Below are 14,593 nucleotides of genomic sequence, written 5' to 3'. Positions count from 1 at the left end.
AAAAGTTGTAATCTTTATAATTCTAAACCTTAAAAATATAGCTTTCAATTAATCATATACTCTTATTATACTAGCAGCGTAGATTGCATTTTATTTTCACTCTGATTAATTTTATCCTTAACCAATTCTACTAAAGGCTTTGACTCTTCAAAGAAGATAATAATTAAATCTCCTTGTCTTGCGTTATCTATAGCTTTTTTAAGAGCTTCTCTCTCGTCTAATATTGTTTCAAACTTCCTTCTATCAAAACCTGCTCTTAAAATACCTTTTTCTAGAATACTGGCAATCTCTCCACTCTTTCTTCCTCTTTTATCTCTATCTTCCTTGATATATATATAATCAAAATTTTCTCCTGCTATTCTACCGACTTCTTCAATACTACTATCTGTTCTGTCTCCAGGAACACCTATTATTCCCACTAGCCTATTATGGCTTATATTCTTAGCTCCTTTAAGAACAGCCTTATATCCTTCTATGTTATGACCATAGTCTAAAACCACCAAGGCTCCATTTATATTGTACATATTAAATCTTCCTGGATTAAACTCTTCATCACCGTAAAAGCTTGTTAGTCCTTCTTTTATAGTAAAGCAGTCCAGCCTAAGGCCAATAAGAGCCGAACAAGCAGCCATTGCATTTTCTATATTATAATTCAATTTCCCTTCTAATGTTATTTTTATATCCTCGACCCTAACTATAGGGACTATTTCATTATTCTTTTCTACGTACATAACTCCGTTATCTGTATATACGCCATACCCACCTCTATTTATATTAGCTCTAAGCATTGTATTATGCTTATCACTTGAAAACATTATTATACTACCCTTCATTCTATTTATTATAGTACAACTGACAGGATCATCGGCATTCAACACTACATAGCCATCGTCTTTTACAGCTTCCCCTATTAATGACTTTACATAAGCTAAATCTTCAACAGTCTCTATACCATCTATCCCTAAATGATCTTCTGTGATATTAGTTATAACTGCTACATCCGCTAAATCATATACAAGTCCTTTTTTGATAATACCACCTCGTGCAGTTTCTAAAACTGCCGCATCCACCTCTTTATTCATCAGCACCGTTCTAGCACTATAATACCCTGTAGTATCGCCTTTATAAATACATTGATTATTTATATATATTCCTCCAGTTGTTGTCATTCCAACATTGTTGCCTGCTTTTAATAGAACATGATTTATAAGCCTTGTGGTAGTAGTTTTTCCATTTGTTCCAGTAACAGCTACTATAGGTATGCTTTTAGGTGAATCCTTAAACATCATATCAACTATGGCTCCAGCCACATTTCTGCTTTTACCTTCACTTGGGTAATGGTGCATTCTTATTCCAGGTGCGGCATTTACTTCTATTATCACACCTTCACCCACAATAGGCTTACTTATATCATTACAACACACATCTATTCCACAAACATCAAGCCCTACTGCTTTAGCCGCCCTTTCGCATATCTTTATATTTTCTCTACAAATTATGTCAGTACAATCAACAGCTTTACCACCTGTCGATAAATTAGCATTTTCCCTTAAGACTAATTTTTCTCCTTCAGGTAAAATATCATCAGGATTGTATCCTTTTTTACCAATATATGCTCTTAACTCTTCATTTATCTTAATTTTCGTTAGAGGCTTTTCGTGTCCTTCCCCTCTGTTATCATCTCTATTTATATCACTTATTAATTCTCTTATACTACTAACACCATCTCCAATAATGTATGGCGGTATTCTTTCTGACACAGCGACAACTTTTCCATCTACTACACATACTCTATAGTCTTTTCCAAATACATTTTTTTCTATTATAATGTCACTAAAATTCTTAGATAACAATTCATAGGCTTTGAGGGCTTCTTTTTCATTTTTAATATTTACAAGAACACCCTTACCCTGGTTCCCAAATCTAGGCTTTAAAACTATTGGATAGCCTATTTTTTCAGCCTTAAGTAACAAATCCAAAGTATTTCTTACTATCCCACCTTCTGCAATAGGTAAACACTGGTCATATAGCATTTCTTTAGTCAACAATTTATCACAAGCTATGTCCACACCAATACAACTTGTATTACTTGAAATTGTCGCCTCTATTGTTTTGCTGTATTTTCCATACCCTAATTGGAACATGCTTCCTTCATTAATCTTCATTACGGGTATTTTCCTAGCCTTTGCTTCTTCTATTATAGACATCGTACTTGGTCCCAACTCTTCTGTTTTTAAAATCTTTTTTATTCTTTCCATACTATCTTTTAAATCATAACTCTGCTTATTAATAAGAGAATTTACTAGATCAACTGCAACTTTTCCAATTTCAAGAGCAGTATTTTTATACATATACTCATATATAATATAATATTTTTCTCCTTCTATTTCTCTAGATTTACCATAAGCAACATCAATGCCTAAAATGTTTTGTATAGCCAATATAATATGTTCGCATACGTGGGATAAATATGTACCCTCGTAAAGTCTTGTTCTGAACCCATTTTCCTCATCAATTCCGCATCTGTGCTCATTCAACTTTGGAATCATCTTAAGTAGCTTCTCATTAAATCCTTCTATATCCTTTGTAGGAGTATCTCGGTAACCCTCTAAGTCAACACACATCTTTATACATTTTCTATGAGAATATATATTTCTTCCTTCGAAAATCCTAAATTCATCTATTTTCATTTTTGTTTATGTTATCCTCCTCTATCATAAGCTGTCATAAGCTGTGATTCTTAAAGTTTTTATAACTTGACCCCACTATATGGAATCTTAGCATTCAAGTTAAATCTATCATCGGATTTAAGCACATATAATTTTACATTAAAAATGGACAATATTTCATCTGGATATTGTTCTGACACATTCGTATAAGTTATATTACTTCCATCAATTACATACACTGCTCCAGATCCTACTACCTTAAATTCACCTTGCTCGCTTACAACAATGGCAGTATCTTCATCAATACCTATCCCTAAACTTTGAGGATTTTCCGCTACTCCAACAAGTAGTCTCCCTACTCTTCCTCTTTGAGCAAAATGTTGGTCTATAATTACATCTTTTATCAACCCTAATCCCGGTGCCATTTTTAATGTGCATTTTTTCGGAGATTCATCATCAGGTCCAGTAACAATCATGGTAGTACTCATAACAGATGCACCTGCCGAAGTTCCAACAAAAATACAACCTCTTTCATAAACACTCTTCATTTTTTGATAAATTGGTGTCCCTCCAAGTAGGCTTGTTATTCTAAGTTGATCTCCTCCTGTAAAAAATACTAGAGAAGCTTCATCTATAATTTGAACGTTACTCTTATCGCATGCATCTTTTCTATCTCTTATATTCAATATTCTTATATTCTTAACTCCCAATTCTTCAAAGACGTTATTATATTCATACCCTAATTCTTCAGGCAACTCGGATGCAACAGTAACAACAACAAGAATATCTTTATCCTTATCCAATCTTCTGCAAACTTCTTTTAATATCTTTTTGTCACCTTTTTTATCTTCTGCTCCTCCTATTATTATTAGACTTCCTTCTAATTTTTCTTCCAATGTATACACCCCTCTTTATGGATATACTTTATTTTTTCCATATATCTAATTATTATACATAAGGCATATCTTATTTCATGTTTGTTTTCACTCATCATATTCTAAACACATTAGTGCTCATGTTCCTTATAATAAAATAAAAACTTCAACGGTAAAACCGTTGAAGTTTTTATTTTATACAACTGCAAACATTATTATTTAATTAAATTACAGCTCTTCCAGGTATAATAAGTTTATCTCCGAGTCTCACAATATCAGGATCTTCTATGCTGTTTAGTTTTACTAAATCATCTATAGTTGTAGCATACTTTTTAGCTATTTTCCATAAAGTATCTCCATGTTGAATAGCATAAATAGTAAGACTTGCTTTTTTCTTAGGCAGCTCTCCTTCTATGGCATTCATATCTACTAAAAATTCCTTATGAGTAACATAGTTTACCCTAGAGTAAACATCAATTACAGCCTTTACAGCTATGGTGTCTGCCTCTACAGATGCATCTATACTTTCTAATGAAGCCTTCGCTATACACTGCATATCTATTTTACACCCCGGTATTTCTACAGAGGTATTAAATGGTATTTCCTCACTAACCGTATACAAATACATATTTTCATCAAAAGTTTTATATAATACATCTACATTTACAACGCCCTCTACTACAACTTTATCCTCAACTAATTTTTTGTTAGTTACACTTGCTTTGCCACAGCACATAATCACTTGTGAAACCTTAGGCATATCATTATCAAGCTCCATATTATGTCTAACTATGTTTTGATTAGATGAATGACCATACATTACGTTTAATTCATAATCCTTCTTGCTCATTTGCATAACAGCGGAAGGTGAATATGCATCTTCTATTATATCCATAGCTTCCTTATACATAACTTTTGTATTTGACTTTATTAAGGCATCCAAATCAACTATTCTATTTTCGCCCAAATCATCTTCTTTAACCTTAATATCAATCGATTCAACTTTAAAATCAGTATAGTTATCCATAGTAGGATTTACACCCTCTATGTTTATCTCTTTGTTAATATGAACATTATCTTCTAAACATACTACATCTCTAGTATCTTTTCCTCTGTAAAGAACCGTAATAAATGCAGATGCCTCAATAAAAACTTTTCCTTCCATGATCCTAGTATCCTTTTTACGGATATTAATGTCGCACTTCAATATGTTCCCTACTTGTGGCTTATCCATAGATACTTGAATTTGAGTTTTTGCTGCTAAATCGCCTGAAACTGTTCCCACGATTTTATCTACTGTAGCTGAATCTTTTAACAGTTGCACATCTTCAGAGCCTGTTATATCCTTTATAACTTCAAAATCATAATTTTTATATACTTCTGCTTTTGATTTTATAACTGCTCGAATTCGTATTTTTCTTTCATTAACTATTTCACATACTACATTCTCAACATAACAATTAATATCACATTGCATTTTATGTTCTGCCCCTGGAATATTTATGTCATTTGAAAACCTATCCACATAAGTTACACTATGAATACCTGTATTTTCTTCTTCTTTAGCTAAATAAAGTATTGTATACTCTACTTGCCCTTCTAAAGAAATCTTATCTTGAATAACTTCCCTATTGACAATAAGCGGTTTAGCATCAATTAATAAGACTTCATTAACATCTGGATGGGTATCTGGTATTACGTGCTCTTCTTGCATTGAGTTATCGCAAGACTTTTCATCTAGTAATTGTTCACACTCTATATTTTCTCTAATTAGCTCCATAGCCATATTGTATCTCCCTCCCATAAAAACCTACTATTTATTTATATAACTTCTAACCAAGAAATATGATAAAATTCCATATTTTCTTGAAATAAATAATAGTGAAGGTGGTAGTTTTTACTACAATATTCATCATTTTTCTCGTATAATTACTTTGTTAAAACGAATTATACTGTTTATTCATATTGACATTTGCAGAATTTTGGCGTAATATTAAGATGGTTGTTGACCATATAACCTCTCATAAATTCTCAATACCCTTTTATACCATAGTTGAAAGATGGAAACCCACCATCTTTCTTTTTATTTTACCATTTTTTGTATTACAAAAAAATCGGTACTAAAGTTTAGTACCGATTTTTATACAGCAAAAACTAATTGAACTGTCTTAGTTAAAACATCAGAATAACTGTAAGTCACTTTCCTTTGGGTGTCACTTTCTAATCTAATTACAAATATGCTAGGATATGCCTTTTCAATAATTCCCTTATTTACAAGGACTTTTCTTCTCCCGCTATTTGCCTTTAATGTTACTTGGTCGCCTACATGGTCTTCAATATTTTTCTTAATCGAAGCCAATACATTCGTTCTTTCCACATTAAACACCCTCTTTCCACATTTCATATTATATATCTAAAAATATATAATGTCAAATAAACTTAATATTTTACCAGTTAACAATTTGTTTTGTCAATATTAATTTTTTGTGAACGAACTTGATTTTTAAAACTTTTCTCACCTTAGGTATTATTCCCTCACTTTTGCTGATATATGCATCATTATATAAAATAATTTAATTTTATATATACGGTGACTTCGGAAATCCCTCTCTATACTTACCTCTTGTCTGTAGTCCACCTATTCCCCTAGTGCCAGTTATAGTATTTTGTAACGCATCCTGAATAGAAACAACCTTTTCTATATTCGTATAAGCTATTTTTTCGCATAAAAATACAGGATCTAAACAATGTATTAATATCCTGCTTGGTGAACTCGCAAAGTTTGCACCTGCATCTAGTATACCTTCGTAGCAAGATTGGCACGCTCCTGCAAATATAACTAAATCATCATAATTAGACTTATAATTTCTTAGCTCTACCACTGAATCTACAAAATATCTTGAGTTCTTATAGTTGTCTATGTTTGTAAAATCTCTTGTTCCCTTTGCTACGGCATCATGCCCAGTAATAACCACTATATCCGGCTTTACTTGCTTTACTAATTCTACTATCGTTTTAGGTTGATCTTTTTCTGAAATTGCCTTCCCAACTACATCAAGCATTAGTTGCTTATACACCTTAAGACATACATCTAAATACTCTGGATCTCCATCTACATGAAGTATCCTTCCAGGCCTTCCAAATGCTAATTCATTATTTATAACAACTCTCTCTATTCTGTCTCCTCTCCGAAAGCCCCCCCTATTTACCAAAATATTTTTTATAGAGCTATTAACTTGTCTACTAAAAATTTTCTCACTCTCTGTTAAAGAGTCTTCTGGAACGACCTCTAAATCTATTTCAGGTGAGTCTGCAACAATTCTTAGGTTTATCCCTTTTAAAGTATATATAACTCCTTCATTAGTATCCTTAATTTCTATAATCTTAAAAGTAATATCCTTACCATAAGATCTTCTTACTACAATATCTCCTATTCTCATAAACTACACATCTCCATAATCAAACTCATAATATATATACTATGTTTTTTTATACTTTTGGTGATTAGTATTTAATCTAAAAAGACAAACCCAATTAAAGTAAAAATAGACATATAAGCACTAGTTTTCATGCAACAGTGCTTTATGTCTATTCTTACTTTACACAAACTTATCCTCGTCTTGATTATAAATACTTTTAAACTCATTAATAAAGTTAGTATATTTTTCTTGTTCGGCAATTAGTTCTTCTAATTTATTATTGAACGCATTTAAAGTCCAATTAACCTCATTGTAGTAATACCTATTAGCAAGTCTCCAGAAACGCTGTGGGAATAACAAAAAGGCAAATAAAACTCTATATTCTTCTTCCTTTAAAATACTAACTTCATTATAGGCATCGATTATAATTTTTGCATACTCTGTATTCCAGTCAACTCTTTTTAGAACCTTAATCATAAAAGCAGATATATCATATGCCCTTATTTCTCTTTTGCAATAGTCAAAATCTATTACATTAACATTTTCTTCTTTATCAATTATTATATTATGGTAAGTAAAATCATGGTGACAAAAACTCTTATCCTCTTCTGCAATCTCGCATAGTTCATTATACTTTGAGCTTGATAAAACATTCATAGCTCTTCTTCCAAAGTCTTTATAAAACTGTATTGTTTTTATATAATTTAAATCAAAGTTGCCTTTATTGCTTTTTTTTCTTCCCATGTCTCTCATCTTATCAAAAGACTTAACCCTTTTTTCCATCAAACTTGGCCATCTACCTAAATCTGTTTTTAACTTACTATTTTCTGGTGGTTCATATCCTTTAGAAGCTATATGCAAATATGCTAAACTCTTAGCTGCTTTTATTAGATCCTCCTGATTTCTAAAGTCACATTCTCTTCCATCAATCCACTCTGAAAGAGTGTAAATATCTTCATTAACAAGAGCATAAGGGTTACCCTCTTCATTAAGACAATATCTGTCTACGTTGGGAAAACCATTGTTTATAAGGTGCTCCTTTGCACCATACACAAATAAAAGTTTTTGTGTTCCATAATTTATTTTCTTTAAACATTTTGTTCCTTTGTCTGTTTTTAAAAGGTATACTCCTTTATTCGGTTTTATGCTTTCAATTTTAATATCAAACTGTCTTTCTATTTCAAATTCTCTCATCATGTTAATCACCCCTATATAATTTATATGAACTCCTTATTAATTTTAGAAGATTATTAACACTTTTGAGGTGACTTTAATATAATAAAATATAGCAAATTCGAAAGGAACAATCTTATGAAAATAGGAATAGACGGACGTGCAGCAAAATGGTATAGGGGAACAGGAATAGGTACTTATACTTATCAATTAATTAATTGTTTGAATAGAATTGACAACATAAATAATTACCTACTCTTTATGCCAGAAAATAGCAAACATGATATATCCCTAAGAGGAAATTTTTATTTAAATAATATTACTGAGGGAAGGGAAACTAACTTCTGGGATGAAGTAAATATTCCTAATATATTAAAAGATAAAAATATACAACTTTATCACGTACCTCAAAACGGGGTTGGTCTTCCTATTGATAAAAATTGTAGATTCGCAATAACTCTTCATGATGTGATTCCATATAAAATGCCTGAAACAGTTAGTGATAGATACTTAGAAATTTTCTCTAAACAAATCCCTAAAATTGTATCTAATTGTGATGGGATAATAACTGTATCTAATTATTCTAAAAAGGATATAATTGAGGCATTTAATTTTCCTGAAGACAAGGTATATGTTACACACTTAGCTGGCGAGGATATTTATATGCCTTTAGATAAAAGAGTAAGTAGATATGTTACTAAAAAGTACTACTCTATAGAAGGTGACTTTATTTTATATGTAGGTGGCTTTAGCCCAAGAAAAAACATAATTGGCCTTATTGAAAGCTTTAGCAAACTTTTATCTATATACAAAGATGATATTAAACTTGTAATAGCAGGACAAAAAGGAAAGTCATATGAAATTTATAAGGCTCGTGCTGAAGAACTTAAGATTTCAGACAGTGTATTATTTCCTGGGTTTGTATCAATAGAACACTTACCGTATCTATACAATGCATCTAAACTATTTGTTTATCCTTCTTTTTATGAAGGTTTTGGACTTCCACCTATTGAAGCAATGGCCTGTGGAGTGCCTGTTATAGCATCTAACGTCACTTCTGTTCCAGAAGTAGTAGGTGATGGTGCATTGTTGGTCAATCCTAGAGATATGGACGATTTATGTGATTCCATGTTTAAAGTCCTATCCGATAGTGTTCTTCAAGAAAGATTAATTTCCTCTGGAGTTAAGCAAGCCTCTAAGTTAAGCTGGGAAAAAACCGCAAAAGAAACTGTAACTGCATATAATAGAATAATAAAAGGATAAGTATTACCCGGGCAAGTTGAATATAACAACTTGCCCTCTATTTACTATAATATGTATATTAATGTATAATATCATATAGGAAATCTAATCGTTTTCCAACAACTTTCATGAAAGGTGGTACATATAATGGCAAAAGATAGTTCTTTTGATATTGCATCAGAAGTTGATATGCAAGAAATGGATAACGCTATTAATCAATCTATAAAAGAAATCAGCCAACGTTATGACTTTAAAGGAAGTAAGGCTCAAATAACGTTAGAAAAGGATTCTTTAAAGCTTACTGCTGAGGATGACTACAAAATTAATGCTATGCTTGATATTTTGAAAGGAAAAATGATTAAAAGAGGGATATCCCCTAAGGCCCTTAATCCTGGAAAAATAGAAAGTGCTTTTGGTGGTACCTTAAGGCAAAATGTTGAAATTCAGAATGGTCTAAGTAAAGAAAAGGCTAAAGAAGTTACAAGCTACATAAAAGAACTTAAGCTTAAAGTTCAGTCTCAAATTATGGATGATAAGGTGCGTGTATCAGCTGCTAAGATAGATGACTTGCAGGCTGTTATTCAAGCACTTAAAGGAAAAGACTTTGGAATTGACCTTCAATTTACAAACTTACGTTAATGCTCTTACGAATTAAACTTAGGTATATATCTATGAAAAATGCTGCTCATAATTTAATATGAGCAGCATTTTATAGTTTTTTAGTTTACATTTTCCTTAAACTTATCTAAAAACTCTTCTCTATCATCTTTATAACTAGCTTTTCTTTTTAATCTATCAAGAAATACATCTTCGTCCCAATCTTTTCTTTTTGTGTAATAATCTTTAGATATGGAGTAGAAATCCTCTGGAAATGTTAACATTCCATAAAGTACTTCAAGCTCTCTTTTGCTTAGAGAGTTTTTAACACAATAATTCTCTATTATACTATTGGCTTTTTCAATGTCAAAGGCAAAGTTTTTTATCACTTTATTTATAAAATTACATAAATCATGTACTTTAAGATCTATAATGGCATAATCAAAATCTACAAAGTAAGCCTCGTTATTATTTATCAATATGTTATGATATGCTAAATCATGATGACATACTACAATCTTATCCTCTTCACTGCAGAGCTTGTAGTAACAAGACTTTTCTAGCATTTCTGTACTCAGCTTAATTTGATCAATATAGTAGTCAACATTTTTTAAAAATATTTCATCAAACTCAGTTTTATTTTCATGAATACTAGCTATATTTTTAAAAAATTCCATTTCTTGAATTCTTCTTTTGAATGTGTCTATTAATTTTCCATTATTATGCTTATTATATAAGTTTGTTTTAAATCCCTCTGAAGCTGAATGAAGTTCTCCTAAGCTTCTTGATGCAATACTTAAATCTACTGGATTGCTAAAATTACATTCCTTGCCTTGTACGAGGTCCATTATACAGTACATATTTCCATCCCAAATAGTATAAATTTCGCCTTGGCTATCTTTTACGAAATCAACTACTCTCGAAAACTTATTTCTTATATAAGTTAGCACATTATATATATATTTGAGTTCTTCTATAGTGTATTCAACTTTCTTTAAAATCTTTTCACCTTTATCTGTTGACGCCATATATACTCCCCTAACAGGTATGACATCATATACACTAAGGTTAAATCTATCAAATAACTCTACACATAAATCATACTTAGTTAAGTATCTTCTTTCACTATATCTTGGAAACATTTAAACACCTCCTTTAAATTAAACTCTCTCCATCTGATACAATAGCCTTTTGTAATTTAAAAACATATTCTTCATCAGTCCAACTCTTACTTTGCTCTCTATACCTATTGCAACATTTCATAAATTCATGTGGATAAGATAAAATTGATAGTATAAATTTTTCACTATCATCTTCTAGCGATTCTAACCTACAGAATTCTTTTATTAAACTATAAAAATCAACATCTATCCCTTTTCTTTTAATCTTACTTAAAAGATATACTAAATCCATTTCAACCATATTATAGCAACAATCATTGATGCTCTTTATCTGTAACTGATTACCTCTTTTTAAATTATCAAAGCTTGTATTACCAAGACATACTTCCGCTTGCTTCATACTTCTCATTATTAATCCTATATAGTTGTTTATATATATATTATCAATGCACTTTTTAGCTCTTGCTAGGTATAAATCACCGTAATTTAACAACTCTTTTTCAAACTTGTTACTTGTTCCGTTTTTTTTCAAATTATCTAAGTCCTTTGTAAACCTCCTTATATAAACCTTATATTGTTCAACCACCTTTCCAATATTATTACCAAGCCTCTTATTCATTAATTCCATATATCCAGTCGTTCTTTCATGAAATTCACTTATATTATAAATTTGATTTTTCATTATATTTGTTGTTATATTTTCAAGTTCAATTTCTCGCTTAAAATCCTCTACTTGCTTAATTCCCTTAGACTCTAGGTACTTTATAAAACATATAGTAAGGTTATCGCAATACACCTCAAAACCTCCTCAATAATTCTTACTTGTGTTTTCTTTTCATCTCCTTTAATATTTTTTTCTTCTTCTTTTCTAGTTTTTCAATTTCTTCTTCTCTTTTTTTGACTTTTTTTAGTTCCTTTACTGACTTCTTTAGATTTTCTAACTTATCTTCATATGATTTTAAGCTTACGCGTTCTTTCTCTTCGTCTTGTTTATACTTTTTATGTCCCATAAATACACTCTCCTTAATTAATTACTATCTATATTTTACACTTCTAAAATCTTCTACAAATTCTTGTTTTTCATCTTTATCAGCACTTATCTTCCTTAACTTTTTTAAGAAAAACTCCTCACCCCAGGGTTGTTTTTCCCAATAATATTGTATTCCCACCTGCCAATAGTCCTGTGGGAACTCCATAAATGCAGCTATTATTGGTATATCTATCTGTTTGACCTTGTTTATTGAGTTATAAGATTCCAATATCAATAGAGAACTATCTATGCTCCACCTACCATTTTTCATACACCTTATGAGAAGGCTCCCCAGATCATGTAAGTGAGTGTCTAAAATACAATAATCAAAATCTATTATATTTACTTCTCCACTAATATTTATTAAAATATTATGATTAGCATAGTCATGATGACAAAATCCTTTAGACTCAATTTCATTTTTCATAACCTGCAAATACTCACTTTTCCCCAAGTTCTTAACTGACGTTTCCGCCCTCTCTAACTCCTCCTCCATCATGCTCAAGTATATTTCATCAAATTCAGTTGTTTTTTCCTTTTTTGATATTCTCATCTTAAAATCTAGTATTTCATCTCTTCTAGTTTTAAAGGTTTCAATCCATTTAAACCACCCAACTCTAGGATTCATCTTTTCTGTTACCTCAAACCCTTTACTCTTTTTATGGAGCTCTGCTAATTTTGCAGATGCTATTATAACATCTACTGGATTATCATAATTGCATTCTCTAGAGTTAACCCACTTAGTTAAATAGGCATAGTTTCCACTCAAATTTATATATTCCTTACCCTTTTTTGTTTTTATTATCCCTGGAATACCCTTAAAACCATTATTCTGAAGATGCTTTATGGCAGATAAAATAAATAAGAAATGTCCAAAGTCATACTTTATAACCTTAAGGCAATATTGCTTATCTTCAGCATGAATCTTATATACATTCTTTACCTTTTCTATAAAATGAATATTAAAGCCGTAAGCATTTTGAACTGATTTTTGTACCTCCAATATTTCCAAGTCTTTTCCTCCAAAAAATTGCTATATATGTATTATATGAATTAACTTATATGTGTGTGCTAAATGACACACTTTTAGCGTAATATTAATAATATATAGTAAAGCTGAATTTTTTGCTTATTTTGGGTTTTGGTTATGATATGGATTGAGAATGTCAATTCTCAATTTTGTGTGGAGGTAGATAATTGTATGAAAATTGCTATTGATGCAAGAGGTGTCAACTGGTATAGAGGTACTGGTATAGGAACTTATACAGATAAAATTCTGAGATATATGACTACAACTCACAAAGAAAATTATTATCAAATTTATTGGTCAGGAGAAAATTATAAAGAATTTGAAGATATTAATACAAAAATAATAATAGCATCTAAAAGACATCATAGATTTTTCGAACAACATTACTTTCCTCATAATTTAAAAAAAGAAAGTGTCGATATATACCATATACCTCAAAATGGTATAGGTATATCTGACAATATCCCATGTAAAAAGGTTGTAACAATTCATGATTTAATACCATATATCCTCCCTGAAACAGTCGGTAGAGGATACCTTGCTAAATTTCTAAAAGAAATGCCTAGAATTATGGAACTTACCGATGGTGTAATAACTGTATCAGAATGCTCTAAAAGAGATATTCTAAAATTTTTTTCCATTGATGAAGATAAAGTTTTTGTAACTCCGCTCGCTGCTGATGTTAAATATAAACCACTAGATAAAGAAGAATGTAAAAGTATATTGATGAAGAACTACAACATCACCAAACCATTCGTTCTCTATATTGGTGGATTTAGTCCGAGAAAGAACGTATCAGGTTTAATGAAGGCCTTTTCAAATATTCATAAAAACTTAGATAAAGAATATGACTTGGTTATAGTGGGAGCAAATAAGGATGATAGTGAACTTTTAAAAAATCTAAGTATAGAATTAAATATTAATTCAAATGTTAAATTTACTGGATTTGTCCCTGAGGAACATCTACCTATATTTTATAATGCCTGTGAAGTTTTCACTTATCCTTCTTTATACGAAGGATTTGGGCTTCCTCCCCTAGAGGCCATGAGCTGTGGAACTCCAGTACTTACCTCCGATATCTCATCAATACCTGAAGTTGTAGGCGATGGCGGTATCCTAATAGATCCTTTAAGCATGAAAAGTCTTATGTACTCACTGGAAGCATTGTTAAATGATGAAAGTATAAGAAATGATATAAGCAAAAAAGCCCTGTTAAGAGCTTCTCAATTCTCTTGGGAGAAAACCTCTGAAAAAACTATTGAAGCTTATAACAAAATATTATATGGTCAATAAATAGAACCCCCTGACTGCTTTCCGATCCCAGTCAGGAGGTTCTATTTATGTATTCGAATATTCCCTATGATTAATCCCTTTATATTCTATTATATAGCATTTTAATACTTTTGTAAACGTTTATTGTACTTAAATACCTTATAT

The 14,593-nt window shown here is 30.9% G+C and carries 13 protein-coding genes; 3 read left to right on the top strand and 10 right to left on the bottom strand.

What is annotated here, in order from left to right; genetic code table 11:
- Positions 1-65 precede the first annotated feature (65 nt).
- The 6 genes from cphA to AC0N0V_RS00495 all read right to left on the bottom strand — a co-directional run bounded on the left by cphA (position 66) and on the right by AC0N0V_RS00495 (position 8,160).
- A complete protein-coding gene (cphA, locus tag AC0N0V_RS00520) occupies positions 66-2,690 on the bottom strand; it encodes a cyanophycin synthetase (RefSeq protein ID WP_474461584.1) in 2,625 nt (874 codons plus the stop codon).
- Between the two features lie 59 nt (positions 2,691-2,749).
- A complete protein-coding gene (locus AC0N0V_RS00515; protein WP_474461582.1) occupies positions 2,750-3,565 on the bottom strand; it encodes a cyanophycinase in 816 nt (271 codons plus the stop codon).
- A gap of 202 nt (positions 3,566-3,767) precedes the next feature.
- Positions 3,768-5,330 (bottom strand): DUF3794 and LysM peptidoglycan-binding domain-containing protein, encoded by a 1,563-nt coding sequence (locus tag AC0N0V_RS00510; RefSeq protein ID WP_474461581.1) that lies wholly within the window; start codon positions 5,328-5,330, stop codon positions 3,768-3,770.
- A 354-nt stretch (positions 5,331-5,684) separates the two neighbouring features.
- Positions 5,685-5,921, bottom strand: a complete 237-nt coding sequence (locus AC0N0V_RS00505; RefSeq protein WP_474461580.1) for a Veg family protein — start codon at positions 5,919-5,921, stop codon at positions 5,685-5,687.
- A gap of 202 nt (positions 5,922-6,123) precedes the next feature.
- Positions 6,124-6,984, bottom strand: coding sequence for a sporulation peptidase YabG (gene yabG / locus AC0N0V_RS00500; RefSeq protein ID WP_474461579.1), 861 nt, complete (start codon positions 6,982-6,984; stop codon positions 6,124-6,126).
- A gap of 159 nt (positions 6,985-7,143) precedes the next feature.
- The gene (locus AC0N0V_RS00495; RefSeq protein WP_474461577.1) at positions 7,144-8,160 is read right to left on the bottom strand and encodes a CotS family spore coat protein; all 1,017 of its coding nucleotides are present in this window, start codon (positions 8,158-8,160) and stop codon (positions 7,144-7,146) included.
- A 114-nt stretch (positions 8,161-8,274) separates the two neighbouring features.
- Between AC0N0V_RS00495 and AC0N0V_RS00490 the strand changes: the two genes are divergently transcribed.
- Positions 8,275-9,399: a glycosyltransferase family 4 protein gene (locus tag AC0N0V_RS00490; RefSeq protein ID WP_474461576.1), complete on the top strand. Its 1,125-nt coding sequence runs from the start codon at positions 8,275-8,277 to the stop codon at positions 9,397-9,399.
- Positions 9,400-9,525: 126 nt separating this feature from the next.
- The gene (locus tag AC0N0V_RS00485; RefSeq protein ID WP_474461574.1) at positions 9,526-10,017 is read left to right on the top strand and encodes a YajQ family cyclic di-GMP-binding protein; all 492 of its coding nucleotides are present in this window, start codon (positions 9,526-9,528) and stop codon (positions 10,015-10,017) included.
- Between the two features lie 80 nt (positions 10,018-10,097).
- Here the strand turns inward: AC0N0V_RS00485 and AC0N0V_RS00480 are convergent, their stop codons facing one another.
- From AC0N0V_RS00480 to AC0N0V_RS00465, 4 genes are read right to left on the bottom strand one after another with little or no spacing between them, the layout of a single operon-like run.
- On the bottom strand, positions 10,098-11,117 hold the full coding sequence (locus AC0N0V_RS00480; RefSeq protein WP_474461573.1) for a CotS family spore coat protein: 1,020 nt from the start codon (positions 11,115-11,117) through the stop codon (positions 10,098-10,100).
- A 13-nt stretch (positions 11,118-11,130) separates the two neighbouring features.
- Positions 11,131-11,892: a spore coat protein gene (locus AC0N0V_RS00475; RefSeq protein ID WP_474461571.1), complete on the bottom strand. Its 762-nt coding sequence runs from the start codon at positions 11,890-11,892 to the stop codon at positions 11,131-11,133.
- A 22-nt stretch (positions 11,893-11,914) separates the two neighbouring features.
- Positions 11,915-12,106 (bottom strand): hypothetical protein, encoded by a 192-nt coding sequence (locus AC0N0V_RS00470; RefSeq protein ID WP_474461569.1) that lies wholly within the window; start codon positions 12,104-12,106, stop codon positions 11,915-11,917.
- Between the two features lie 24 nt (positions 12,107-12,130).
- The gene (locus AC0N0V_RS00465; protein ID WP_474461567.1) at positions 12,131-13,138 is read right to left on the bottom strand and encodes a CotS family spore coat protein; all 1,008 of its coding nucleotides are present in this window, start codon (positions 13,136-13,138) and stop codon (positions 12,131-12,133) included.
- 189 nt (positions 13,139-13,327) lie between these two features.
- Between AC0N0V_RS00465 and AC0N0V_RS00460 the strand changes: the two genes are divergently transcribed.
- The gene (locus AC0N0V_RS00460; protein ID WP_474461565.1) at positions 13,328-14,449 is read left to right on the top strand and encodes a glycosyltransferase family 4 protein; all 1,122 of its coding nucleotides are present in this window, start codon (positions 13,328-13,330) and stop codon (positions 14,447-14,449) included.
- Positions 14,450-14,593 lie beyond the last annotated feature (144 nt).

It is taken from the genome of Clostridium sp. CS1-1 (genome assembly GCF_056135525.1).
Note: the sequence above shows the minus strand (reverse complement) of the source record. Positions and strands in the feature narration are given on the sequence as shown.

Coding starts and splice junctions, on each gene's coding strand:
- AC0N0V_RS00480 (WP_474461573.1), bottom strand. CDS start 11,117: ATGTTTCCAAGATATAGTGAAAGAAGATACTTAACTAAGTATGATTTA.
- cphA (WP_474461584.1), bottom strand. CDS start 2,690: ATGAAAATAGATGAATTTAGGATTTTCGAAGGAAGAAATATATATTCT.
- AC0N0V_RS00490 (WP_474461576.1), top strand. CDS start 8,275: ATGAAAATAGGAATAGACGGACGTGCAGCAAAATGGTATAGGGGAACA.
- AC0N0V_RS00510 (WP_474461581.1), bottom strand. CDS start 5,330: ATGGCTATGGAGCTAATTAGAGAAAATATAGAGTGTGAACAATTACTA.
- AC0N0V_RS00495 (WP_474461577.1), bottom strand. CDS start 8,160: ATGATGAGAGAATTTGAAATAGAAAGACAGTTTGATATTAAAATTGAA.
- AC0N0V_RS00470 (WP_474461569.1), bottom strand. CDS start 12,106: ATGGGACATAAAAAGTATAAACAAGACGAAGAGAAAGAACGCGTAAGC.
- AC0N0V_RS00485 (WP_474461574.1), top strand. CDS start 9,526: ATGGCAAAAGATAGTTCTTTTGATATTGCATCAGAAGTTGATATGCAA.
- yabG (WP_474461579.1), bottom strand. CDS start 6,984: ATGAGAATAGGAGATATTGTAGTAAGAAGATCTTATGGTAAGGATATT.
- AC0N0V_RS00460 (WP_474461565.1), top strand. CDS start 13,328: ATGAAAATTGCTATTGATGCAAGAGGTGTCAACTGGTATAGAGGTACT.